Here is a 23258-nt window from a genome sequence, read left to right on the forward strand (position 1 = left end):
GCCAGGAATCGATTGCGAAGCGCCTGCACGACCCCACATCGGTTGTAGGTAGTCGCGCGCCTGCACGGGGAAGCGCACGAATTCGTGCAATAACTTTTCCGAGGGGCCCGGAAGAATGTGGTCTCTAATTGATCCGCCGCGCCTGTTCGTCGAAGTAATGGACCAGGTCCGGCCGCATGTCGAACCGGATTGTCTCACCCGGTCTTGCCTCGACATCGCCCGCGACCCGCGCAACGATCAGACCTATATCGGCGACATCGACGTAGACGTTGGCGTCCGCGCCGAGATGTTCGACATGGCTGACGGCTCCCTGGATAGGGCCATCATCTGCGCTGATTGTCAGATGTTCCGGTCTGATTCCGACGAGGCTCACGTCCTTCAATCCGATCTTCGATCCGGGAACGAGGTTCATTTGCGGAGAGCCGATGAAGCTGGCAACGAACGTATTCAGGGGGCGCCGGTAAAGTTCCATGGGCGATCCGATCTGCTCTATTCTGCCCTTGTTCATCACCACGATCTTGTCGGCCAGTGTCATGGCCTCGATCTGGTCATGCGTCACATAGATCATCGTCTTGCCCGTCTGCCGGTGCAGCCGGGCGATCTCCAGCCTTGTGTTGGCCCGCAACGCCGCATCGAGATTGGACAGAGGTTCATCGAGCAGGAACAGCTGTGGTTCCCGCACGAGCGCCCGGCCGATCGCGACGCGCTGACGCTGGCCGCCTGAGAGTTCCGACGGGCGCCGACGCAGGAGCTCCTCGAGCGCCAGCATCTTTGCAGCCTTGAGCACCTGCGCCTCAATGAACGGGCGGGGCTTCTTTGCCTGCTTCAGTCCCAGCGACAGGTTTCCCCTTACATCGAGATGCGGGTAGAGCGCATAGGATTGGAACACCATTGCTATGTCACGCTTCGACGGTTCGACGTCGTTGGCCCGCCGGCCGGCGATGGTGATGTCGCCATTGGAAGCATGTTCGAGTCCGGCGATGATGCGCAGCAGCGTCGACTTGCCACAGCCCGACGGCCCGACAAAGACGACGAATTCGCCCGGTTTGATCTCCAGGTTGATGTTATCGAGCGCGTGGAAATCGCCGAAAGTCTTGTTCAGGCCCTCAATCTTGAGGGCAAACTCTGGTGCGGTCATGACAGTACCTTTCGAGCGCTACTTGACGGCGCCGGCGGTCAGACCGCGCACAAGTTGGCGAGAGAAGAGAAGATAGAGGATGAGGACCGGAACGATGGCGAGCGTCAAAGCGGCCAGGACGGCATTCCAGTCCGTCACGAACTGGCCGATAAACACCTGAGCGCCAAGGGTGATCGTCTTGGTCTGCTCGGCTGGAGCGAGGATCAGCGGAAACCAGAGATCATTCCAGATCGGTATCATCGTGAACACCGCGACCGTCGCGATCGCTGGCCGCACCAGGGGCAGGACGAGCGTGAAGAAGATCTTGTACTCCGACAGGCCGTCGATCCGCCCGGCGTCCTTCAGATCCGCAGAGATCTGTCGCATGAACTCGGTGAGGATAAAGACCGACAGCGGCAATCCCTGTGCCGTGTACACGAGGATCAGCGCGAGGAGATTGTTGACGAGCCCCCCATTCACCATCATCTGCAGAATAGCCACGGTTCCGAGTCGGATCGGAATCATGATCCCGAGCGCGACGTAAAGAGCGATAAGCGCATTGCCGCGGAACCGGTATTCGGAAAGAGCGAAAGCCGCCATCGCGCCGAACAACAGGATCAATGCGAGCGAAACCCCGGTGACAGTTGCCGAATTGACGAAGTAGGAAAGAAAATCTCCACGCGATGAGATCGTCTCGAAGCCAATCAGAGAAAAACTCTTTGCCGTCGGCGGCATGAGCGGCTCACTGAAAATCGCAGCCCGGCTCTTGAAAGCGTTGATGACGATGACCGCCACCGGAAAGAGCGCAATGGCGGTATAGCCGGCGAGCGCGATATGAGCGCCGATCCCACGGATGAGGCTTGATGGGGGTCGCGACATCAGAACTGGTACCTTTGCAGACGGCGCTGCACGAAGAAGAGATAGGTGCAGACACCGAACAGGATGAGCAGGAACATCATCGATGCGATCGTCGCCCCCATGTAGGTGTCTCCGAGTTGGAGCTGGAAACCGAAGAAGGTGCGATAGAGGAACGTTCCGAGAAGATCGGTGGAATAGTTCGGGCCCGCCTGCGCGCCCTGGCTTACATAGACCAGGTCGAATGCGTTGAAGTTGCCGACGAAGGTCAGGATGGAGGCGATACCGATGGTTGGCAGGATCAAGGGCAGCTTGATCTTGAAGAACTGGCTCCACCCAACAATGCCGTCGCACTCCGCGGCCTCCAGCACCTCGTCGGGGATCGACAGCAGAGCGGCATAGATGAGAATCATCGGCATGCCCACGAACTGCCAAACCGAGATGAGCGACAATGCGATAAGCGCGCTGTCTTCCCGTCCAAGCCACGGGGCAAAGAGCCAGCCAAGGCCGATGGCCTTCAACATCGAGGGCGCGACGCCCCACAGGGGAGATAGAATAAGCTTCCAGACAAAACCGACGATGACAAAGGACAGAATAGTCGGCACGAAGATTGCGGTGCGATAGAAGCGGGCCAGCCTGAGCTTCGGATTGGCCAGCAACGCCGCCAAGGCGATGCCGATCGGGTTCTGCAGCGCCATGTGGATGACGAAGAATACGAGATTGTTCGACAGTGCATTCCAGAAACCGGTGGCCCAGATCGGGTCAAACAGAAGCTTGCTGAAATTGCTGAACCCGACAAAGGTGAGCGTGTCGTCTACCCGGTTGTAGAGGGACTGCTTGAGCGTCGACGCCAATGGGATAACCATCAGGGCGGTGTAGATTAAAAGCGCTGGCGTGAGAAATACCAGGATGTGCCATCTGGTCGATGGCGGACGATTGAACTTTGCAGAGGACATTATGCGCACAAGCTCCGTTTTGGTGAGCATCACACGGATGGGCCGAAGCGCCGCGCGTCTTCATGCGCAGCGCCCAGTCTCTTGCGGCGAACCATTTACTTGGCGGGCTTGTACCAGCTGTCGAGACCATCCTGCAGGCGCTTGGCTGCCGCTTCCGGGGTCTCCACGCCATTCATGACGTTGGCGGACGCGTTCCAGGTTTCATTTTCGAGGTTCGGCGTGCCGCGCGAGAGGATTGCGTAGGTCGAGCGAATGGTCGAATGGCAGGCAGCCCGCCATGAGAGGAATGTCTTGGCAAGCGCGTTATCGAGTTTGACCGGATGGTTGGAGAGCGCGAAGAAGCCCGGCAGTGCATTGGAATAGAGGGTCGCGAACTCCTCTGACGCTACCCAGCTCAGGAAGGTTCGCGCGGCTTCGGCGTTTTTCGAGGCGGCGTTCAGGCCAAGACCAATGTCTGGATGATCGGAAATGTAGCAGGTGTCGCCGGCGGACGCGACCGGCGGCGGGAAGGCGCCGAGCTTGAACTGCGCCTGTTGCGAGAACAGGCCGATTTCCCAGGACCCAGCCGGAAAGATTGCCGCACGACCAAGTGTGAACAGGTTTTGGCTGTCCGGGTAAGTCTGCGCCTTGTAGCCATCACCAAGATAGTCGTTCCAGCGCTTAAGAACACGATACGGCTCGGCCCAACCCTCGTCGGTCAGTTTCTGCTTGCCGCCGACAAGCGCGAGCCGGCCCTCTTCGCCCTTCCAGTATGTCGGGCCGATGTTCTGGTAGCCCATCGTCGCGGCCTCCCTTTGATCGACGGTGCCCAGCGCCATCGGCACAAATCGGCCATCATCCTTGATGGCCTCGAGAAGCTTGAAGAACTCATCGTTCGTCTTGGGCGCTCTCAGGCCGAGCTCGGAGAAGATGTCCGCGTTGTAGATGAACCCGTGAATAACGGAAGCCATCGGGACGCAGAATGTGGTCTTGCCGTCGTCGGTGGTCCAGGCGGCCTTCGCGACAGGCGAAAAGTCGCCAATTCCGGGAAGATCGTTTAGGGACACAAGCCGTTGCTTGTCGTAGAGCGCAAGTGAAGCATCGAACGGACGGCAGGTTATGAGGTCGCCTGCGGAGCCCGCATCCAGCTTTGCATTCAGTGCCGCATTGTATTCTGTCGGTGCGGTCGGCGAAAAGCGGACCGTGATCCCGGGATGCGCCTTCTCGAACGCCGGAATGATTTTGTCCTGCCAGATCGCAATATCGTCCGTGCGCCAGCTTTCGATGGTCAGCGTCGTGATTTCCGCGCGCGCCATGCTGGAGCAAAAGGCCGTTGCAGCAAGGCATGCCAAGAACAGGTTTCTCATTGTCGTTCCCTCTTTTGTGATTGCTTTTCGAAAGTTGTCGCGTTCCGGAGCTGCCGATCTTCGGGCCCGTCTGCGCTATGCGCCTCTCAGCGCCGTTCAGTCCCCAGCAATGACCAGTTCGACCTTTGCGTCCTTCAGAGCGCGAGCCAGAGCCGGCGGCGGAGCCGCGTCGGTGACCAGGACGTCAAGCATGTCGAGACCGCCGAGGCGGACCGTCGACGTCTTGGCGAACTTGCTGCTGTCGATGAGCGCGATCACCTGGTTGGATTGGGCGACGAAGGCCTGCTTGACTTCGGTATCCTCGATCGAAAAGTCATAGAGGCCGGTCTCATCGATTGCCGACAGGCCCAGAAACGTTTTGTCGAAGCGGTAATTGGCAAGCTCCCGGACCGCTCGCACCCCCGTGATCGACATCTCGAGCGGGCGGACCTGGCCGGTCGGCACGAACACCGGGACAAGGCTGTCGGCGAGTGTCATGGCGACACGCAGGCTGTTGGTCGCCGCACGAAGGTTCGGGAAGCCGACAATTTCCTTTGCCAGCATCAGCGTGGTGGTGCCGACATCCAGTCCGATCGTTTCATGCTGGCGGATCAGGCGAGCCGCGGCCGAGACGATTTTTCGCTTTTCGTCGAGGTTTCTGACCTGGCGATCCCGAAACGGCTGCTCGGCGCCAAGCGGTGCGGCCTCCGGAAGAACCGCCCCGCCGTGGGCGCGCTCCAGGCTGCCATCCTTTTCAAGCGCCTTGAGGTCGCGCCGGATCGTCATCTCGGAGACGCCGAAGCGCGCCGCCATCTCGGCAACGGTGATAAACTCGCGCGACTTCACCATCGCAAGCAATGCCCTCTGGCGCGCCGTCTGAAGATGCCGGCCCGAGGAGTTCTGAGATGTACCCTGGTCCTGCGCTTCGGTCTCAGCTATGTTTTCACCGTGTTCGTTGATGTTCGGTATTGTCATAATATGTTCGACTGTGTTAGTCCTTGTCAAGTGGTCATTCGGCCACATCAGAAGCCGCTGAGCCTCGTAGAGCCTGACAAGCCCTCAGGCGAGGCTCGCCACACGAAACATCGGAAACTGTCGCCCGATATCTGTTCCTCGAACCTCGGGCGGGTTTCCCGAAATCGGATCTCAAAATTGTTAGAGCTGGGAATCTTCGCCAAGACATTCGATCGCAAGACAAGCGCCAAGCTCGCCGATGCCATTGCGCTGGCCGGCTATGATTGCACGCAGTTCAATATGGCGAGCATCGGGCTCGAGACTCTGCCCGAAGAGCTGGACCACGCGCGTCTGGACGCCGTTAAGCGCGACTTCGAGGCAAGTCGCGTGGGGGTTCCGGTGGTTTCCGGCACCTACAACATGATTGCCCCCGACCCTGATGTCGTCGAGCAGGGCCGGCGCGGCTTTCGCGTGCTCGCCGAAGCCAGCAAGGCGCTTGGCTATTCAACCATCACGCTGTGTACCGGCACCCGGCATGCTGCCGACAAGTGGAAATCCCATCCCGACAACGCCGGCAAGGGCGCCTGGCGCGACTTCCGCGCCGAGCTCGACCGGTTGCTCGAAATTGCCGAAGCTCACGATGTCCTACTCGGCGTTGAGCCAGAGCCGTCGAATGTCATTTCATCAGCGCAGGCCGCACGAAGATTGCTGGACGAAGTCCGCAGCGATCGGGTGAAAATCGTCTTCGATCCCTTCAATCTGGTCGATTGGAGCACGCGCGAACATGCTTCGGACACCCTGCTGCGCGCATACGATCTTCTGGCCGACTCAACGTCGATCGTCCATGCGCAGGACATGCGCAATGACGGCAATCCCTGTGCCCCGGGCAACGGTTTTATCAATTTCGAGCGGCTGCTCAATCTCTTCCTCCGCGGAGGCTTCTCAGGCCCGATCATCGCGCACGGGTTCGACGAGAGCGAGGCGGCCTCGACCGCTAAGTTCCTTCGCGAACTTCTTCCGTCCAAAGGATCGGTCCGCTGATGGCAAGCGCGGGCTCACGTCACCTGTTCCTTTCACCCCATCTCGACGATGTGCCGTTCAGCTGCGCAGGGCTGATCAAGAAACTGACGAGTGCTAGTGATGATGTCGTCATTTCAACCTTCATCACCGGCGATGCGGCCGGAGCCCTCACGCCGCTCGGCCGGCGGTTTCACGGCGTTTGGAACCGCGGCGATCGACCCTACGCGATCCGGCGCGAGGAGGATCAGCGCGTCGCGGCATTCCTCGGGGCGCGTTGCCGGCACGAAGGATTCCTCGACGCCATCTACCGTAAGAATGAGGACGGAGAGCCCATCTACGGGGACATTCCGGAATTGTTCGCGGGATTGAAACTTGAGGATAAACCCAATGTCGACGCGATTGCCCGCAAGCTCGACGAGATCATCGGCGAGGAGCGACCCGCCATAATCTACGCGCCGGTCGGCATCGGCCGGCATGTGGATCACCTCAGTCTGGTAAAGGCTGTCCAAGAGGTCTGCCTCGGCAAAATGCCGCTGCGTCTCTACGAAGAATTTCCGTATCTCCTGGGCGAATTCCCGGCCGAGCACCCGATATCGGTCGAACGCGGTCTGGAGCTTTCAGGCTGGCAAGAGCCAACACCAGAATTCGTCGATGTCGATTTGACGGCGCGTATCGACGCAGCCCGCCTTTATCCGAGCCAGGTCCCGGAGATCTTTGGCGGTGACCCCGCACTGGTCGAGGTGATGCGGCGGCATGCCAAACGATACGAAGCCTGTTCCGGGAGGGAGAGAATATGGACACCAACGACGCCGGCCACACACTGAAAAACGCCCCGATGAAGCACGACCGCAGCAAGCGGTCGGCTTCGCTGCGAGTGCTGGCGGTCGGGATGGGGCATATGGGAATATCGCATGCCCAGGCCATTACCCGCATCGACGGTTTCGAGCTCGTGGGGATCTGCAGCCGCTCCGTGCTCACCACGGACCTGCCCTCCGAGTTGGCTTCCGCAGCCCGCTTCAACGACTTCGATGAAGCTCTGACCGCGCTCAAGCCAGAGGCTGTAATCATCAGCACCTATCCCGACACCCATGCCGAATTCGCGATCAAGGCGATGCGAGCCGGCGCCCATGTCTTCGTCGAAAAGCCGATGGCCCGGAGTGTCGAAGAAGCGCAGCACATGGTTCAGGTCGCGAGAGAGACGCAGCGCACCCTCTACATCGGCTATATTCTCAGGGTACACCCGTCCTGGCGCGAACTCATCCGCCGCGGGAAAGAACTCGGCAAGCCGCTCGTCATGCGGATGAACATCAATCAGCAGTCGATCGGCGATTCCTGGACCTGGCACAAGAACCTGATGAAGTCCCTGCCTCCAGTCGTCGACTGCGGGGTCCATTATATCGACGTGATGTGCGAGCTCACGGGAGCAAAGCCGGTCCGTGTCCATGGCATCGGAGCGCGGCTCTCGGATGAGATCGCCGAGGACCAGTACAATTATGGCCAGCTTCAGGTGACCTTCGATGACGGTTCAATCGGATGGTATGAGGTCGGCTGGGGTCCGATGATGAGCGAGGTTGCCTACTTCGTCAAAGACGTCGTCGGCCCCAAGGGCGCGGTCAGCATTACGATGAGTGAACAGGGTGACGCCGCCGGGGAAGGCGCATGGACGACTGCATCCTCGGACATTCTCAACCACGTCAAGACCAGTGCGCTGCGGGTCCATCATTCCGAACTCAACCCGGACAACTCGCTGAAGCACGCCGATGAGATCATCAGGATGGCTAATGAGCCTGACCACGATGCACTCTGTGAACTGGAGCAGCGAGCTTTCCTCGACGCTATCCGCTCCGGCGCCGTCGATAGGCCCGATCTTGACGCGGCCGTGGACAGTCTTCGCGTTGTGCTCGCCGCGGATCAGAGCATCCGCACGCGGCGCCACATCGATCTCTAGGTGGCTGAAAGGTGCCAAAGTTGAAAAGCAGCAGTCTTATCCAATCTGCGAGCGGCACGCGCCTCAATGTCATCGAGCGCGGCAATGGTGGCCTGCCCGTGCTGTTCCAGCACGGGCTCGGGGGAGATGCCTCACAGGTGGCCCGCATCTTTCCGCAGGACGAAAGGTTTGATCTCACGACGATCGAGTGCGCCGAGCATGGCGCGTCAAGCTGCCCGGAGCCAGCGGCGTTTTCGCTCGAGACGTTCTACAAGGACATCGACGCATATTCGGTCGAACGATTTCCTCACGGTTTCGTGGCCGGCGGCATCTCGATGGGGGCGGCCTTGGCGCTCGCGCTGGCCATCCGGAACCCGTTGCGTGTCCGCGGCCTCATCCTGGTTCGACCGGCATGGTTTCTGAGCAAGTCTCCTGCCAATCTTGAGTCGATACGCTTCGTCGGTGACCTTCTGCAGCGGTACCCCCCAAGGCAAGCAATCGAGGCCTTTCTGGCAAGTGATCTCGCCACTGAGATCAGGCAATCGAGCCCCGACAACTACGACACCCTGATCGACTATCTTGGAGGTCACCAGCCGCGATGGCTCGGCAAAATGCTGACGGATATCGCCAGCGACGGGTTTGAGTTTTCGCCCGCGCAACTGGCGAGCATCAAGGTCCCGACGCTCGTCGTCGGCGTGGAAGCCGATGATATCCACCCTGTCGCACTCGCCGAACGGTTTCATCGCGCGATCCCTGGTTCGCGGTTCGAGAAGGCGCCCCGCAAGGACGACACGCTCGCCATTCCCAACTACTACGACCGGACGGCTGAGCTCATTGCAGGTTTTCTTTCCGGGATGGACAGCAAGGCGGCAAGCGGCCCTCAAGACATGGCACCGACCGGTGGTTGACCGCGGCGCTTGCACGCGGCGAACGGTCCGGTCGTTCACGACCCAGCCTCGCCCGGGCGAATACGGTGGCTTGCGATCAAACAAGTCGTGCCACGTCGGATGGCACCGTCACGCCAAAGATCAATCATCAGCCTGACAGCACGAAAGGGATAGACCGATGCAATGGCTCAAAGAAACCTTCAACGTTGACAAACCCATCATTGCGATGTGCCACTTCCAGGCGCTCCCTGGCGACCCGGCCTTTGACACAGCCGGCGGCATGAAGAAGGTCATCGACAAGGCATTCGCCGATCTAACGCACCTGCAGGACGGCGGTGTCGATGCCGTCATGTTCTCCAATGAGTTCAGCCTTCCGTACCTGACGAAGGTGCGTCCGGAGACGACGGCCGCCATGGCCCGGGTGATTGGCGAACTGATGCCATCGGTCAAGGTGCCGTTCGGGGTGAACGTGCTCTGGGATCCGATCGCCTCCATCGATCTCGCGGCCGCGACGGGCGCCGTGTTCATTCGCGAAATCATCAGCGGCGTCTATGCGAGCGACTTCGGCTTGTGGAACACAAATGTCGGTGAGACAGTCCGCCACAAGATGCGCCTCGCTCCCAATTTGAGACTCCTCTACAACATCGTTCCCGAAGCCGCCTCATATCTCGGCGATCGCAATATCGTCGATATCGCCCGCTCCACCGTCTTCAATAATCGTCCTGACGCACTTTGCGTTTCCGGTCTCACCGCCGGCGCCGAGACCGACACGCAGATCCTGTCCAGCGTGAAAAGCGCAGTTCCAAACACCGTGGTATTCTGCAACACGGGTTGCCGCCTCGAGAACGTCGAGCGGCAGCTTTCCGTGTCGGATGGCGCGGTAGTGGGCTCCACCTTCAAAGTCGACGGCGAGTTCGAAAACGCGGTCGATCCTGCGCGGGTGAAGGCGTTCATGGATAAGGTAAAGTCGATCCGACATGGGGTCACCGAGGCCGCATAGCCTTATCCTGCCGTTTAGCCCGATCATGTTGCGGCTCTTGCCAAGGCATGATCGGCGCTGCGCCGATCCGCCTCACCGCCATCGCCTACAACATGAAGCGAAGTTTGAAGATCGTTGCCGCCGCCGGATAGACGACGAAAGGTAATCCTCCCCGTTTTAACGGGGTTTGACTGTAGAATTCACGCGGCCATTTTCAGTTTCTGGGCGGGTGTGACGCCGCCAATGCCCATGTTGGGGCGTTCATGATTGTAAGTCCAAAGCCACTCTGTGGCGATCTCCTGCACCTCCGTTATGCTGTCAAAAATATAGAGATCAAGCCATTCATGCCGAACGGTTCGATTGTAGCGTTCGACATAGGCGTTCTGTTGCGGCTTGCCTGGCTGAATGTAATTCAGGGCTATTCCCCGTGTTTCGGCCCATTCCATGAGCGTGCCGCTGACGTATTCCGGGCCGTTATCAACCCTGATCGCCAGCGGCTTGCCCCGCCATTCGATGATCTGGTTGAGACTGCGCACAACCCGTTCGGCGGGTAGCGAGAAGTCGACCTCAATGCCCAAGCCCTCGCGGTTGAAGTCGTCCAACACGTTCAGCAGCCTGAATTGCCGACCGTCTGCGAGACGGTCGGCCATGAAATCCATCGACCAGACCATGTTCGGCGCATCCGGCACCGCCAGTTCATCCGGCTTCTCGCGCTTCAGCCGCCGACGAGGCTTGATCCGCAGATTCAGCTCAAGCTCCCGGTAGATGCGGTAGACCCGCTTGTGGTTCCAGCGATGCCCCTGAACATTGCGCAGGTGGAGGAAGCAGAGGCCAAAACCCCACGTCTTCTTTACCTTCACAAGCCCAAGCAACAGGTCGGCGATCTGCTCGTTGTCGGCATTGCGTTGCGGGCTATACCGGTAACAGCTTTCGCTGACGCCAAACGTCCGGCATGCCAGCGCGACACTCACACCGCGTTGCGCCACTGCTTTCTCGGCCAGCTCCCGGCGCTGAGATGGCCGCGTCATTTTTTTCCAAGAGCCTCCTTTAGCAGATCGGCTTGCATGCTCAAATCGGCATACATCCGTTTCAGGCGGCGGTTCTCTTCTTCCAGCGCCTTCATCTGGCTCATCATGGAAGCGTCCATCCCGCCATACTTCGCACGCCACTTGTAAAACGAGGCGGTGCTGATGCCATGTTCGCGGCACAGGTCGGGAACAGGCATCCCGCCCTCCGCCTGGCGCAATACCGCCATGATCTGGGCTTCGCTAAATCGGCTCTTCTTCATCAAAATCTCCTCGAGCATCTTGCCGAGAAAATTCTACTTTTGAAGCCCCTTATTCGCGGGGAGGATTACCGAAACAACATGCCATCCCATCGGCCGCCGTCTCAAGGCGGACGTCCCGCAACCGCATATTTTCCTCAATCCGGAGAAAAATACAGCAAATTGAGTTAGAAGACCTACCCGCGCACAGGTCTCATTAGTGGCAAATGGCGCGGGAGGGTGGTGAGTTCGGTCCAAGTCGAAGAGTCACCGGCAGTTGACCTCAACGATCTTCAGCTTCTGACCGAATGCCTTCCGCTGTTCAGGCGCCACGCGCCCGTCGGTCACAATTGCCGTGAATTCATCGATCCCGCAGACTCTGGCGAACGACCTCTTCCCCAATTTCGAACTGTCGGCAACGAGAACGGCACAGTCGGCCGCCCTTATCATTGCCTGCTTGACGGGAACCTCAATAACATTGACGTTGCTAACACCGAGCTCCGCATCCACTGCTTCGGCTCCTATGAACGCGATGTCGACATGAATTCTGTTGATGTAGTCGACAGTGTTTGGAGCAACGAGCGTGAATACGCTGTCGACCTGGACGCCGCCTGTTACGTGCAGATTGATGTTACTGGACTCCGAGAGAAGCAGGGCGATTTGCAGATCATTGGTGATAACAGTTAGGTTCCGTTTGGATTTGAGGCTGTTTGCCACATGCCATGTCGTTGAGCCGCTGTCGATTAGAACAGTCTGCCCATCCTTTACCAAGCCAGCGGCGTATTCGCCAAGATGACTCTTAGTTGTTGATCGAAATTGTCGTCTGGGCTCATAAGGGTAGTCGAAGCTTTCCTTGCTCTCCGCCGGGAGAAAACCTCCTTGCGTGCGAATAACAAGCCCGTCAGCTTCCAGGCGAGCGAGGTCACGTCGTACGGTCGAGCTATCAACACCGAACTCATCCTCAATCATTTTTGAGGGAACGTAGCCGGTCTTGTGCGCGCGTTCGACCATCAAGCGCCGCCTCTCGGATGCGTTAGTCATCTGCCTTCTTAAATCCTAAGTTGCACGATTACGTGTAATGAGAACAGCTTTTGTTGGCAAGGGATTGCCCTGACAACTGCTGCTCTTCCCCGCAACTTGCGCGGGGGGTTAGACCCTAGAGCGTGAAAAGTCGATTTCGTGCCCTCCGACCGCGCCAATCCCTGTGATCCGCGCACGCTCAAATCTCTAGCGGAAATGCCGCCCCGATCACGGAGTTTGGCTTGGTGTGAGAAAAGCATGGCGATTGAAGGCCGGGAGTTATTAATTTGGAGCCCGTTGCCAGTGGCCCGGCAACCGTAACTGTAGTTCTATTGCGGACTCTGTGTTGACAGCCGTGACCTTATCAAGGCCCAATACCGAATGATCGCAATCCAGGGATTCATTGGCTACTGTTCCCGCCACACCAACAACTTGCATTCCGGCATCTCGCGCCGCTTGAACTCCCGCAGGCGCGTCTTCAAACACAATGCAGTTGGCAGGGCTTACTCCGATTTGGCGCGCGGCGGAAAGATACCCTTCAGGATGCGGTTTGCCGACAGTAATATCATCTGCCGAAACTAATACCAGAGGTGTGGTGATGCCTGCTGCCCTCAGACGCGCTTCGGCGACAGCGCGGCACCCGGATGTAACGACCGCCCACGTACTCGGTCGCAACGAATTGACGAGTTCTACAGCTCCACTCTTTGCGCAGATTTTATAGGCTTCAGAGATTTCATGTTCTTGAATAAGGCGTACTTCCCTTTCTACATCAAGAAAAGGCGCTGCAAGCTGCACAACGTCCTGATCGCAACGGCCGTGTGCGAGCTCTACTACGTGATCAGCGTCCAAGTTGTGTTTTGACGCCCAGCGGCGTAACGACCGCTCAATGTGCGCGATGGAATCCACGAGAACCCCGTCCATGTCGAACAGAACTGCTTCGCAGTTCAGCAGTATACATTTGTTTCCCATTGAAGCTTCCTCAATATTCAGATTTGTTAAGCCAGGGAAGGAGAGCGGTCGGCAGGGCGGTTGTGCCAGTAGCCTCGTCAAACTTGAAGAAATACCTGCGCGCAATTTAGCCAGAAAAGAATGAATGCATACTGTCGCAAACGAGGTCTATCTGAGTTGGTGTCATCGCCGGGTGGAGTGGCAGGCAAAGCATTTGTTTTGCCAAGCCCTCAGCAATCGGTAGATCGCCAGATCGATACCCGAGATCAACAAAAGCCGGTTGCAGGTGGATTGGAGTCGGGTACCGAACAACAGCATCGACACCACACTTGCGCAAATGCGAGAGCAGATCGTCGCGAAAGTCGGTCTTGACCTGGAATAAATGGTAGACGTGCTCTCCAGGTTCTGCGCCGCTTTGAAATGCGAGCGGCAAATCGGCCAGCCGTTCCTTGTATATCGATGCGATTCTCGCGCGCTCCGCGCCCCACATATCTACACGCGCAAGCTTGTTTCTAAGAACTACGGCTTGGATCGAATCCAATCGGGAATTGTAGCCGGCAAAAAGATGTTCATTTTGTGCAGCTTGACCAAAATGTCGCATTTGTCGTAGTCGATCTGCGACTTCCGGATTGTTCAAAGTGATCGCACCGGCGTCACCGGCCGCTGATAGGTTCTTCGATGGTGCGAAGCTCCAGCAACCCGCGTCGCTGGTTGACCCAACTTTCTTTCCTCCTGACAGTGCACCCACGGCCTGCGCACAGTCCTCAACAACCAGCAATCCGCAGTCCCTAGCAAGCTCATGGACGGTGGACATGCCTACGGATTGGCCGAACAGATGCACAACAATAACGGCCTTTGTCCGCGTGGAAATTTTCCTTTCAACCTGTTCCAAATCGATCAAGAACGTATCTGGATCACAGTCAACCAGAACCGGGATGGCGCCCACTCTAACAATAGCCAGCGCTGTGGCATGAAAAGAATTAGTAACCGTAATTACCTCGTCGCCTGGGCCCACTCCCAACGCATGCAATGCAAGAATCAACGCGTCAGTGCCAGAATTAACTCCAATCGCATGTGTTGTCCCGATGTATGCCGCAAAGTCTCTTTCGTATTCGCAAACTGCGTTTCCAAGGATATACGCACCGCTATTTAGGACGTCCCTAATCTCGTGTAAAACTTTCGCCTCAATGCCAGCGAATTGCGATGGATAGTCGTAGCGCTTTACAGTAAAGTGCATTTTATCAACCTTGGTTCGAGTGTTCGGATTCGATACGCCCGCTGCCGCGGTGCCAATCATCCTCAAGGCGAATTACATCATCCAATTCCGGAGTTGAGACCTCTACAAGTGTGATGTCATCTGTGGCCTGAATACGATGTATCATACCTGGCAAGATGTGGACGATGTCGCCGGCGTCAATATCGATCTTTTGCAACGATTCATTCGGTTGTTTATTGGCATAGAAAAATACACCACTCCCACTAAGAACGAGGTTCGCTTCTTCCTTTCGTTCATGGTATTGGAGGCTGGTTTTCTGACCGGCCTGAATATGAATGATTTTGAAACCGAAAGGAGCGCCTTCAGCTACGAGCCAGCGCTCCTCACCCCATCCCTTGGTGACCTTCTTGGCGGTCGTCACATGCCCAATTCTGAGGTCACTTGAATTGTCGCTGGCCGACCTATTCACCGCTGAGAAAATGCCGTGCAAGTAGTCTTGTCTCACGTTCGACTCCGTTACAACTTCATGCGGAAAAGGCTTCCACATATCGCTCGATTGATCGTTCAACCGCAGCCTGCAAAATTTTATCTAGGTTCTTTCCATTTTTGGAGCATGCGGATTCTGCGACGCTTTTAATGGCTCGATACCTCTCAGTTCCGAACACATAGTGACCTGCAATAATCGCGCGATCTGTGTCGGATGCTTGGGAGTTCGGTTTCATCCACTTCTTCCACGCAAATGACTCGAAGGCCAGCTCCAGGAATCTTTCCAGTTGAACACTCAAGTTCAGTTCTTTGAGAACAAATATAAGTGCTCGCGTTTCGGCGACGCCAAACTCCGGCGCGATGTTAATTGCTGATATGCCGGAGCGTTTTAGTATGGAAATTTCCTCTGCCGGCAGGTAGTCGGCGTTATGAGCCTTTAATGCGACACCCGTTTCGCGACAGATGCTTGCAAGCTGTTCGATCGAGTGCCGTACCGCAAGGGGAGCCGACATGATCGCTCCGACATTTTGAGTTTCAAGGACCTTTGTACCCGTTTGAGCCACTACAAAAGTCGGCAAGGGAAGCTTGAGGTCAATTAGTCTCGCAAGAACACTATGGAGCTTGTCCTTGAAGTCAGAAGGGTAGTCAGTATCGACACTCTGATCCTCGAAACCGATCTCAAACCGTATGGATCTACCAATGTCTTTCGCAAAATTATGGCACTCCGCGTACAGCTTCACTAACCTCGTTATCGCGCTGTCCATCGGGGCGATACCGGCTCGCTCCGAGCTGGTGTCAATGTGGAGTAGATTGAATCCTGCCCGAATGTCCTCTTTGAACGATTCGAGGCTAGAGTTCATTGCTCTCTCCTCGCTGTATTCACGTTCACTGGGGTGCTGCCACGGCCCCCCATGATCACGACAAATTGGCAGAGAATTCGGCGGGAACTTTCTTCGTACATATTCGGACAACTCTCGAGTAGTCCAATTCTCCACGTAACCGCCGCCTAAGTCGTCCTTGTCGATTTGGCGCCTGCTAGCGATCAGCATCAAAGGAATTCCATGACGTCTCGCAACATTACCGCAAGCTTCCACGGTGTTCTTTGACATCGGTCCAATTCCGAAGGAAGCGTTACCCAGCGATTCCAATGAATGTATATACGAACTACTCATCGTCGTTTCGGCCCTGCATGTGCGTGGTCGCGATATCGGCACAAAGAACTCCGTTCCCGACACCGCTACAGGTCACTTAGCAAGAGCCGTGCCGACCAAAAAACCTTGGAAATCCCGCACGTGGTCGCAATGCGGCTTGTTCTATTTGTTTGCAACGATACAGGTGTGTCGGAATTGTGAGAATGGACAAGCGGTAGGCGGTGCTGCGTCGCAGCAAGGCATTATGCAGGTTGTTGAAAAAGAAGCTGGCCTGGAGGCTTTAGCCGTGATTCACTCGCTTCGTCGAGTCTTGGAGTGATGGATGCGCGGCGGCGATGTGAGGACGGGTGAACTCTTCAGCTATGTCGATCTGGAGGATCGGGTTCGTCGTGATCATCCGCTGCGGGCAATCCGGCAGATCGTGAACGACGCGCTGGTTTTGCTGGAACGGGAGTTTGCCGCGCTCTATTCGCCGATCGGGCGGCCGTCGATCGCGCCTGAGAAGCTTCTGCGCGCCATGCTTTTGCAAGCCTTCTATTCGTTCGCTCTGAGCGGCTTTTGATGGAGCGGCTCGAATACGACCTGCTGTTCCGCTGGTTCGTTGGCATTGGTATTGACGATCCAGCTTGGGACCATTCGGTGTTTTCGAAGAACCGCGATCGGTTGCTGGAGGGCGACATCGCCGCGAAGTTCCTCGGTGCAATCCTGGCGCAGCCCAAGGTAAAGCGGCTGCTGTCAACGGACCACTTCTCTGTCGATGGTACGCTGATCGAAGCCTGGGCGTCGATCAAGAGCTTCAAGCCGAAGGACGGTTCGGGCGAACCACCGTCGGATGCCGGCGGTCGGAATGTGGAAGCAGACTTTCATGGCGAAAGGCGTTCCAACGAGACGCATGCTTCAACGACCGACCCAGACGCAAGACTTTACAAAAAGGGCAAAGGCAAGGAGGCCAAGCTGTGCTTCATGGGGCATGGGCTGATGGAAAACCGCCATGGCCTGCTGGTCGATGCCTATCTGACAGAGGCCAGCGGATATGCCGAACGGGTCGCGGCGCTGCACATGATCGAACCCTTCGCCGACCGGCCCCGAGCGATCACGCTGGGTGCCGACAAGGCCTACGACACAAAAGACTTCATCCAAGATTTGCGGTCGATGAAGGTGACGCCCCATGTCGCGCAGAACATCAATGGTCGGCGCTCGGCCATCGACGGGCGCACGACGCGCCATTCCGGCTATGGGGTCAGCTTGCGCATCCGCAAGCGCATCGAGGAGGCGTTCGGCTGGATCAAGACCGTCGCGGGGCAGGACAAGACGAAGTTCCGTGGCCGCGACCGCGTCGGATGGGCCTTCACCTTCGCTGCCGCCGCCTATGATCTGGTGCGGTTACCGAAACTGATAGCGGTGCTGTCATGAGTGCGGCGTTGAATTGCCGCCTGTTTGGCCGCTGGCGGATCGTCGAGGCCGACCTGTGGAATCGGGATTATCTCGACCTGGTCGAGCCCGCCACAATCACCATCGGGGCCAACGGTCATGGCGAGATCGCCTTCGGTGCGATGCAAGCGGGCCTCGATCTCGGCTACAGCACGTCCATGGTCTCCTTCACATGGGAAGGATGCGACGAAATGGACGAAGTCTCGGGTGACGGACATGCCGAATTGCTCGACGATGGCACGATCGAGATCACGTTCGCATACCACAACGGCGACGAGGCCATACTCAAGGCCAAACCGGAGACTTCTTCAACAGCCTGTTAGTACTACTGTGTCACAAACTTTGTTAATGATTGATTGCGAGAATGGCGATTCAAGCTTCAGATGGAGGGAGCGATGGATCTCCAGGACGGAATCGAAACGAGTGAATCGCGTTTTGCGGCCTATGTCGAGGCGCTCGCATCGGCACTGGGGGCACCGTAAAGTTAACCGACGGCTGAGGAAGATGTGCGTACATGGGCCATGTCAGAAGTTGCTCGTGATCCGCTTTATCGTCGCCACCGCTATCCCGCTGAGATCATTGCGCACGCGGTATGGCTCTACTTTCGCTTTCCGCTCAGCCTGCGCATGGTTGAGGACATGCTGGCGTCCCGCGGCATCATCGTCACGCATCAGACCATTCGAAGCTGGGCGGAGAAATTCGGACGGCATTTCGCCCGGGAGATCAAGCGACGGTCAGCCGGCTGCCTGGGCGACAAATGGCATCTCGACGAATGTGTGGTGGCCATCAATGGCAAGAAGCAGTGGCTCTGGCGTGCCGTCGATCAGGACGGCTTCGTCCTCGAAGTGCTGGTGCAAAGCCGCCGAAATGCCAAGGCGGCAAAGCGCCTGATGCGCAAGTTGCTGAAGGCTCAAGGGCGGACACCACGGGTCATGATCACCGACAAGCTCCGGTCCTATGATGCCGCCAGGCGCGACCTCATGCCCGGTGTCGAACACCGGTCGCACAAAGGCCTAAATAATCGAGCGGAAAATTCGCACCAGCCGACCCGACGACGCGAAAGGACCATGAAACGCTTCAAGTCGGCACGCCAGCTTCAGCGGTTCGTTTCCATCCATGATCCGATTGCCAACCTGTTCCACTTTCCCCGCAATACGCTGTCATCGGCTCAACATCAAGACCTGCGTAACGCCGCCATGCAAATCTGGAGCAAAATCGCGTGTGTCGCCGCAGCCTGACAGCCGTCCCCGCCAGCTATCGCTGCATCACTGCAGCGCGACATATGTGGAACGACCCGCTTGGCAAGGGCATTTTTCAGCGATTCATCCCGCGGGAACGGTGCGGTCATATGTCCGGCCTATCAGCGCGGTTCTGTGGACCGCTGGCCTCGATGAAGTCCGCGAAACGAGTGACTGATCAACCAAACGCGCTCGAAGCGCAATGTCGCGCTGGCCTCTCTCGCCTCGGGATTTCGTCCCGTTGTGGAATCATCGCTTGTTTGTGCACCTTGCCACTGGCGGCTACCGTGCCGCGCAGTTCGTGATGTTCGTTGTCAGCTTATGAGCTGGCCGCACTGCTCTCGAGACCGCGATATGTTCCGCCCTTGGTCAGGAGCGCCCAGATGATCCGCGCCATTTTGTTGGCGAGCGCGATCGCAACGACCTTGAAAGGCCGTCGCGCTAACAGTGCGACTAGCCACCGTGGGGCTTTGTGGTTGCCTCTTGCATGTCGCAGGACCGAGGTTGCACCGGCGACGAGCAGAGTGCGAAGCTCGGGATTGCCCATCTTCGATATTTTGCCCAATCGCTCCTTGCCTCCGCTCGAATGGGATCTCGGCGTTAATCCCAGCCATGCGGCGAAATGGCGCCCGGATTTGAACCCACCCGGGTCTGGGACAAGCGCCTTGATGGAGGCCGACGTAATGGCTCCGACGCCAGGGATTGTGGCCAGCCGCCGCATGTCTTCGTCATGCTTCACTTCGGCGACAAGCTCTCGCTCGAGTTTGTTGATCTGCAGCGCCAGCGCGTCGATTTGATCCGCAATTGCCGTCAAAGCGAAGCGGGCCGCGTTCGGGAGACGCGCATCGGTTTCATCACGCACGATCGCGATCAGGCTTGCAATTTTCGCCGTGCCGATGCCGGCAATGATTCCCAGTTCGGACAGGTGAGCACGTAGCGCGTTGATCGTCTGAGTTTGCTGACGAACCAGAAGGGCGCGTGTCTTCAAGACCATCGCCGCCGCCTGCTGTTCGGGGGATTTCACCGGAACGAAGCGCATCGTCTTGCGCGTCACTGCCTCACTAATCGCCTCAGCGTCGGCTGCATCCGTCTTCCCCCGTTTGACGAACGGTTTGACATAGGCCGGCGGAATCAAACGTACCTCGTGGCCGAGTGCGCCGATCTCCCGCGCCCAGTAGTGCGAACCGCTGCAGGCTTCGATACCAACCAAACATGGGGGCTGCTTCTCAAAGAAACGCAGCACCTCGGCGCGGCGCAGCCTTCGGGTGAAGAGTGGAGAGCCCTCAGCGTCGGCGCCATGAGCCTGAAAAATCTGCTTGGCCAAATCCAACCCGATAGTGATAACTTGCTTCACGGAACGGCTCCTACTTTGTGGCGTTCAAAACAACGACCACGTTAGCACGTTGATGCTGTGGTAGCGGGTCGTTCCACCTCATCAACCAAGATGAGACGCGCATTGCCTCGTCGAAACTGTTCCTGAATATTCAACCGTTGCCTCACATAATTTGCTCCCTACCGAGGGGATGAACAGGGGCGACTATGGGGCAGTTGAGCATGGCGACAAGGAAAGAACTGACGGCGGCGGTTTCGGAGCGTTATCGTGCTTCGACGCGAACGGAGAAGGCGAGAATTCTGGATGAGTTCGTCGTCATCACGGGCTTTCACCGCAAGCACGCGATGCGGCTGCTGCGGCGCCACGGGAGAGAGTCTACAGGTCGGCGAGCGCGGCCGCGGGTTTATGATGAAGCGGAACGCAATGCGCTCATATTGCTGTGGGAGGCGTCTGATCGGGTCTGTGGGAAGCGGCTGAAGGCGTTGCTGCCCGTCCTTGTCGAGGCGATGGAACGGCACGGTCATTTTAACCTCGCGCCTGAGATCCGCGGCAAATTGCTGGCGATGAGCGCGGCCACGATCGACAGGACGCTGGGACCGATCCGAGAGGGTTTGGGACGTCCTCGACGGCGGCCCGCGGCGCACGCCCTGCGACGGAGCATTCCCATTAGAACGTCGGCGGATTGGGACAATCCGGCGCCAGGCTTCGTTGAGGCGGATCTCGTCGCCCATTGCGGCCCTTCGGCTCGCGGCAGCTTCATCCAAACCCTTGTTCTCACCGACATCGCGACTGGCTGGACGGAATGTGCGCCGCTGCTGGTTCGCGAACAGACACTGTTGAGCAGTGTGCTCACAGAATTGCGCAAGCAACTGCCCTTCGCGCTTCTCGGCCTGGATACGGACAACGACACCGTCTTCATGAACGAGACGCTGAAGGCCTATTGTGACGCCGCCAACATCGTCTTTACGCGCTGCCGCCCCTACCGCAAGAACGACCAGGCCTTTGTCGAGCAGAAGAATGGCGCCGTCGTGCGCAGGATGGTCGGATATCGTCGGTTCGAGGGACTGGAGGCCGCCACGCTGCTAGCGAAGCTCTACCGATCAGCGCGGCTGTTCGTAAACTTCTTTCAGCCATCATTCAAATTGATCGCGAAGCAGGGCGACGGCGCTCGTGTGCGCAAGACGTATAGTCCGCCAGCCACGCCGCATCAGCGTCTGATTGCCGACGCTCGCACGTCAGATGTAGCCCGCTCCCGTCTGCAGGAAATCTACGCCGGACTCGATCCTGTCCTGCTATTGCGCGATATTCGCGCCCTGCAGGAGCGACTCGCTGCGCTTGCCGACACGCCGCCGGCCATGCGCACTGACGGGGTAGCTCAGCCGATCGACCTTTTCCTGGCGAGTTTGCGGACTGCCTGGCAGGACGGAGCTACCCGGCCGACGGATCGCCCGATTGTAAAAGCCAAAAGAGGACGGCGGCGTCCTGACCCTCTCGTCAAAGCGACTGCCGACTTGCGAAATTGGTTCGAAGCCGAACCATGGCGAACCGGCAGTGAACTTCTGTCACGCCTGCAGGCCGAGTATCCCGGCGATTACCCCGACAAACTGCTTAGAACACTTCAGCGCCGGCTGAAGGTCTGGCGCAGTGAACAGGCGGACGTGTTGCTGTTTGGCACCTTGAACACGGAGCCGCCGATCCAACAGATTGCAAGGCCACACTGAGGCGCCGTGCCGCTGGCGAAGGAGGCCAAGCGCTGCGAAACCCCTGCCATCTCCGCGCCCGGCCTCCTTCGCCCCAACCCGGGAGCAAAATGGATGAGGCAATGTTCAAGCCTCCGGGAGCATGGTTACGTGCGGCAATACGTGATCTCAGCCAGATTGTCGCTCTACAGCATCAATCCGCTGATAACTTTACAGTGCCACTCGCTGCGCTTGCCGACACGCCGCCGGCCATGCGCACTGACGGGGTAGCTCAGCCGATCGACCTTTTCCTGGCGAGTTTGCGGACTGCCTGGCAGGACGGAGCTACCCGGCCGACGGATCGCCCGATTGTAAAAGCCAAAAGAGGACGGCGGCGTCCTGACCCTCTCGTCAAAGCGACTGCCGACTTGCGAAATTGGTTCGAAGCCGAACCATGGCGAACCGGCAGCGAACTTCTGTCACGCCTGCAGGCCGAGTATCCCGGCGATTACCCCGACAAACTGCTTAGAACACTTCAGCGCCGGCTGAAGGTCTGGCGCAGTGAACAGGCGGACGTGTTGCTGTTTGGCACCTTGAACACGGAGCCGCCGATCCAACAGATTGCAAGGCCACACTGAGGCGCCGTGCCGCTGGCGAAGGAGGCCAAGCGCTGCGAAACCCCTGCCATCTCCGCGCCCGGCCTCCTTCGCCCCAACCCGGGAGCAAAATGGATGAGGCAATGTTCAAGCCTCCGGGAGCATGGTTACGTGCGGCAATACGTGATCTCAGCCAGGATTGTCGCTCTACACATGAGGTCGCGCCTGGCGGCATCATAGGACCGGAGCTTGTCGGTGATCATGACCCGTGGTGTCCGCCCTTGAGCCTTCAGCAACTTGCGCATCAGGCGCTTTGCCGCCTTGGCATTTCGGCGGCTTTGCACCAGCACTTCGAGGACGAAGCCGTCCTGATCGACGGCACGCCAGAGCCACTGCTTCTTGCCATTGATGGCCACCACACATTCGTCGAGATGCCATTTGTCGCCCAGGCAGCCGGCTGACCGTCGCTTGATCTCCCGGGCGAAATGCCGTCCGAATTTCTCCGCCCAGCTTCGAATGGTCTGATGCGTGACGATGATGCCGCGGGACGCCAGCATGTCCTCAACCATGCGCAGGCTGAGCGGAAAGCGAAAGTAGAGCCATACCGCGTGCGCAATGATCTCAGCGGGATAGCGGTGGCGACGATAAAGCGGATCACGAGCAACTTCTGACATGGCCCATGTACGCACATCTTCCTCAGCCGTCGGTTAACTTTACGGTGCCACCCGGGGTTCTGCAGCGACACTCGTCAGCTGATCGACAGGAAGGCCTGCTAAGGGCAGCACGCTGCCACGTTGACGGGTCCTCCAGGCTTATCTGGCCAACGAAATGGCAGGACTCCTCGCAGCAGTATCGCTTTATTTGCTGCGGCGGGAG

Annotated in this window: 21 protein-coding genes and 3 pseudogenes; 11 read left to right on the forward strand and 13 right to left on the reverse strand. The window is 58.1% G+C overall.

Features of this window, described 5'->3' with window-relative positions:
- Positions 1–124: 124 nt before the first annotated feature.
- From SS05631_RS27025 to SS05631_RS27045, 5 genes are all read right to left on the reverse strand, one after another.
- Positions 125–1138 (reverse strand): ABC transporter ATP-binding protein, encoded by a 1014-nt coding sequence (locus tag SS05631_RS27025; RefSeq protein WP_037426064.1) that lies wholly within the window; start codon positions 1136–1138, stop codon positions 125–127.
- An 18-nt stretch (positions 1139–1156) separates the two neighbouring features.
- Complete coding sequence (locus SS05631_RS27030) at positions 1157–1996, reverse strand: carbohydrate ABC transporter permease (RefSeq protein WP_037426067.1); 840 nt, start codon at positions 1994–1996, stop codon at positions 1157–1159.
- Entirely contained in the window at positions 1996–2928 is a 933-nt protein-coding gene (locus SS05631_RS27035) for a sugar ABC transporter permease (protein ID WP_037426098.1), read from the reverse strand. The genes SS05631_RS27030 and SS05631_RS27035 overlap by 1 nt, the downstream gene beginning before the upstream one ends.
- A 95-nt stretch (positions 2929–3023) precedes the next feature.
- Positions 3024–4274 carry an ABC transporter substrate-binding protein gene (locus SS05631_RS27040; protein WP_037426070.1) on the reverse strand — a complete coding sequence of 417 codons (1251 nt, stop codon included), beginning with the start codon at positions 4272–4274 and terminating at the stop codon, positions 3024–3026.
- A gap of 96 nt (positions 4275–4370) precedes the next feature.
- Positions 4371–5228 carry a DeoR/GlpR family DNA-binding transcription regulator gene (locus tag SS05631_RS27045; RefSeq protein WP_037426073.1) on the reverse strand — a complete coding sequence of 286 codons (858 nt, stop codon included), beginning with the start codon at positions 5226–5228 and terminating at the stop codon, positions 4371–4373.
- 3 nt (positions 5229–5231) lie between these two features.
- Here SS05631_RS27045 and SS05631_RS27050 point away from each other — a divergent pair, with 3 nt between their 5' ends.
- The 5 genes from SS05631_RS27050 (at position 5232) to SS05631_RS27070 (ending at position 10041) form a co-directional block, all read left to right on the forward strand.
- Complete coding sequence (locus tag SS05631_RS27050) at positions 5232–6248, forward strand: sugar phosphate isomerase/epimerase (protein WP_244412382.1); 1017 nt, start codon at positions 5232–5234, stop codon at positions 6246–6248.
- A complete protein-coding gene (locus SS05631_RS27055; protein ID WP_037426079.1) occupies positions 6248–7051 on the forward strand; it encodes a PIG-L family deacetylase in 804 nt (267 codons plus the stop codon). Before SS05631_RS27050 ends, SS05631_RS27055 begins: the two co-directional genes overlap by 1 nt.
- Positions 7052–7062: 11 nt before the next feature.
- Positions 7063–8175 (forward strand): Gfo/Idh/MocA family oxidoreductase, encoded by a 1113-nt coding sequence (locus tag SS05631_RS27060; RefSeq protein ID WP_037426100.1) that lies wholly within the window; start codon positions 7063–7065, stop codon positions 8173–8175.
- Positions 8176–8186: 11 nt separating this feature from the next.
- The gene (locus SS05631_RS27065; protein WP_240533504.1) at positions 8187–9062 is read left to right on the forward strand and encodes an alpha/beta hydrolase; all 876 of its coding nucleotides are present in this window, start codon (positions 8187–8189) and stop codon (positions 9060–9062) included.
- A gap of 157 nt (positions 9063–9219) precedes the next feature.
- Positions 9220–10041, forward strand: a complete 822-nt coding sequence (locus SS05631_RS27070) for a BtpA/SgcQ family protein (protein ID WP_037426082.1) — start codon at positions 9220–9222, stop codon at positions 10039–10041.
- A gap of 179 nt (positions 10042–10220) precedes the next feature.
- Here SS05631_RS27070 and SS05631_RS27075 read toward each other — a convergent pair.
- The 6 genes from SS05631_RS27075 to SS05631_RS27100 all read right to left on the reverse strand — a co-directional run bounded on the left by SS05631_RS27075 (position 10221) and on the right by SS05631_RS27100 (position 16063).
- Positions 10221–11308, reverse strand: a protein-coding gene (locus SS05631_RS27075) for an IS3 family transposase (protein ID WP_095678167.1) whose coding sequence is annotated in 2 segments (ribosomal slippage) — positions 10221–11047 and positions 11047–11308 — 1089 coding nt in all. Because the reading frame shifts where the segments join, the coding sequence is not laid out codon by codon here.
- A 243-nt stretch (positions 11309–11551) separates the two neighbouring features.
- A complete protein-coding gene (locus SS05631_RS27080; protein ID WP_240533547.1) occupies positions 11552–12295 on the reverse strand; it encodes a DeoR/GlpR family DNA-binding transcription regulator in 744 nt (247 codons plus the stop codon).
- A 291-nt stretch (positions 12296–12586) separates the two neighbouring features.
- The gene (locus tag SS05631_RS27085) at positions 12587–13273 is read right to left on the reverse strand and encodes an HAD-IA family hydrolase (RefSeq protein ID WP_078070510.1); all 687 of its coding nucleotides are present in this window, start codon (positions 13271–13273) and stop codon (positions 12587–12589) included.
- Between the two features lie 106 nt (positions 13274–13379).
- On the reverse strand, positions 13380–14489 hold the full coding sequence (locus SS05631_RS27090; protein WP_037427532.1) for a DegT/DnrJ/EryC1/StrS family aminotransferase: 1110 nt from the start codon (positions 14487–14489) through the stop codon (positions 13380–13382).
- Positions 14490–14493: 4 nt separating this feature from the next.
- A complete protein-coding gene (locus tag SS05631_RS27095; protein ID WP_240533546.1) occupies positions 14494–14973 on the reverse strand; it encodes a cupin domain-containing protein in 480 nt (159 codons plus the stop codon).
- Between the two features lie 19 nt (positions 14974–14992).
- Positions 14993–16063 (reverse strand): tagatose-6-phosphate kinase, encoded by a 1071-nt coding sequence (locus SS05631_RS27100; protein ID WP_240533545.1) that lies wholly within the window; start codon positions 16061–16063, stop codon positions 14993–14995.
- Here SS05631_RS27100 and SS05631_RS31505 point away from each other — a divergent pair.
- The 4 genes and pseudogenes from SS05631_RS31505 (at position 16050) to SS05631_RS27115 (ending at position 18774) form a co-directional block, all read left to right on the forward strand.
- Positions 16050–16424: a hypothetical protein gene (locus SS05631_RS31505; protein WP_162109203.1), complete on the forward strand. Its 375-nt coding sequence runs from the start codon at positions 16050–16052 to the stop codon at positions 16422–16424. The genes SS05631_RS27100 and SS05631_RS31505 overlap by 14 nt on opposite strands.
- A 3-nt stretch (positions 16425–16427) precedes the next feature.
- A pseudogene (locus SS05631_RS27105) lies at positions 16428–17518 on the forward strand (IS5 family transposase).
- The gene (locus tag SS05631_RS27110; protein ID WP_037427534.1) at positions 17515–17859 is read left to right on the forward strand and encodes a hypothetical protein; all 345 of its coding nucleotides are present in this window, start codon (positions 17515–17517) and stop codon (positions 17857–17859) included. The pseudogene SS05631_RS27105 and the gene SS05631_RS27110 overlap by 4 nt, the downstream one beginning before the upstream one ends.
- Before the next feature lie 198 nt (positions 17860–18057).
- Positions 18058–18774, forward strand: a complete 717-nt coding sequence (locus SS05631_RS27115; RefSeq protein WP_109023434.1) for an IS6 family transposase — start codon at positions 18058–18060, stop codon at positions 18772–18774.
- 319 nt (positions 18775–19093) lie between these two features.
- Here SS05631_RS27115 and SS05631_RS27120 read toward each other — a convergent pair whose 3' ends face one another.
- Positions 19094–20128, reverse strand: coding sequence for an IS110 family transposase (locus SS05631_RS27120; protein ID WP_095677963.1), 1035 nt, complete (start codon positions 20126–20128; stop codon positions 19094–19096).
- A 185-nt stretch (positions 20129–20313) separates the two neighbouring features.
- Between SS05631_RS27120 and SS05631_RS27125 the strand changes: the two genes are divergently transcribed.
- Entirely contained in the window at positions 20314–21828 is a 1515-nt protein-coding gene (locus SS05631_RS27125; RefSeq protein WP_095678114.1) for an ISNCY family transposase, read from the forward strand.
- Between the two features lie 248 nt (positions 21829–22076).
- A pseudogene (locus SS05631_RS27130) lies at positions 22077–22424 on the forward strand (ISNCY family transposase); the annotation flags it as partial.
- 170 nt (positions 22425–22594) lie between these two features.
- Here SS05631_RS27130 and SS05631_RS27135 read toward each other — a convergent pair.
- Positions 22595–23056 (reverse strand): annotated as a pseudogene (locus tag SS05631_RS27135) (IS6 family transposase); the annotation flags it as partial.
- Positions 23057–23258 lie beyond the last annotated feature (202 nt).

It is taken from the genome of Sinorhizobium sp. CCBAU 05631, from assembly GCF_002288505.1.
Classification (GTDB): Bacteria; Pseudomonadota; Alphaproteobacteria; order Rhizobiales; family Rhizobiaceae; genus Sinorhizobium; species Sinorhizobium fredii_C.

Excerpts from the sequence above, each read along its gene's own strand:
- SS05631_RS27050 (WP_244412382.1), top strand. The coding sequence starts at position 5,232 with ATGTTCGACTGTGTTAGTCCTTGTCAAGTGGTCATTCGGCCACATCAG.
- SS05631_RS27100 (WP_240533545.1), bottom strand. The coding sequence starts at position 16,063 with ATGTCAAAGAACACCGTGGAAGCTTGCGGTAATGTTGCGAGACGTCAT.
- SS05631_RS27060 (WP_037426100.1), top strand. The coding sequence starts at position 7,063 with ATGAAGCACGACCGCAGCAAGCGGTCGGCTTCGCTGCGAGTGCTGGCG.
- SS05631_RS27035 (WP_037426098.1), bottom strand. The coding sequence starts at position 2,928 with ATGTCCTCTGCAAAGTTCAATCGTCCGCCATCGACCAGATGGCACATC.
- SS05631_RS27085 (WP_078070510.1), bottom strand. The coding sequence starts at position 13,273 with ATGGGAAACAAATGTATACTGCTGAACTGCGAAGCAGTTCTGTTCGAC.
- SS05631_RS27030 (WP_037426067.1), bottom strand. The coding sequence starts at position 1,996 with ATGTCGCGACCCCCATCAAGCCTCATCCGTGGGATCGGCGCTCATATC.
- SS05631_RS27040 (WP_037426070.1), bottom strand. The coding sequence starts at position 4,274 with ATGAGAAACCTGTTCTTGGCATGCCTTGCTGCAACGGCCTTTTGCTCC.
- SS05631_RS27125 (WP_095678114.1), top strand. The coding sequence starts at position 20,314 with ATGGGGCAGTTGAGCATGGCGACAAGGAAAGAACTGACGGCGGCGGTT.
- SS05631_RS27110 (WP_037427534.1), top strand. The coding sequence starts at position 17,515 with ATGAGTGCGGCGTTGAATTGCCGCCTGTTTGGCCGCTGGCGGATCGTC.
- SS05631_RS27045 (WP_037426073.1), bottom strand. The coding sequence starts at position 5,228 with ATGACAATACCGAACATCAACGAACACGGTGAAAACATAGCTGAGACC.
- SS05631_RS27025 (WP_037426064.1), bottom strand. The coding sequence starts at position 1,138 with ATGACCGCACCAGAGTTTGCCCTCAAGATTGAGGGCCTGAACAAGACT.
- SS05631_RS27090 (WP_037427532.1), bottom strand. The coding sequence starts at position 14,489 with ATGCACTTTACTGTAAAGCGCTACGACTATCCATCGCAATTCGCTGGC.
- SS05631_RS27070 (WP_037426082.1), top strand. The coding sequence starts at position 9,220 with ATGCAATGGCTCAAAGAAACCTTCAACGTTGACAAACCCATCATTGCG.
- SS05631_RS27055 (WP_037426079.1), top strand. The coding sequence starts at position 6,248 with ATGGCAAGCGCGGGCTCACGTCACCTGTTCCTTTCACCCCATCTCGAC.
- SS05631_RS27080 (WP_240533547.1), bottom strand. The coding sequence starts at position 12,295 with ATGGTCGAACGCGCGCACAAGACCGGCTACGTTCCCTCAAAAATGATT.
- SS05631_RS27115 (WP_109023434.1), top strand. The coding sequence starts at position 18,058 with ATGTCAGAAGTTGCTCGTGATCCGCTTTATCGTCGCCACCGCTATCCC.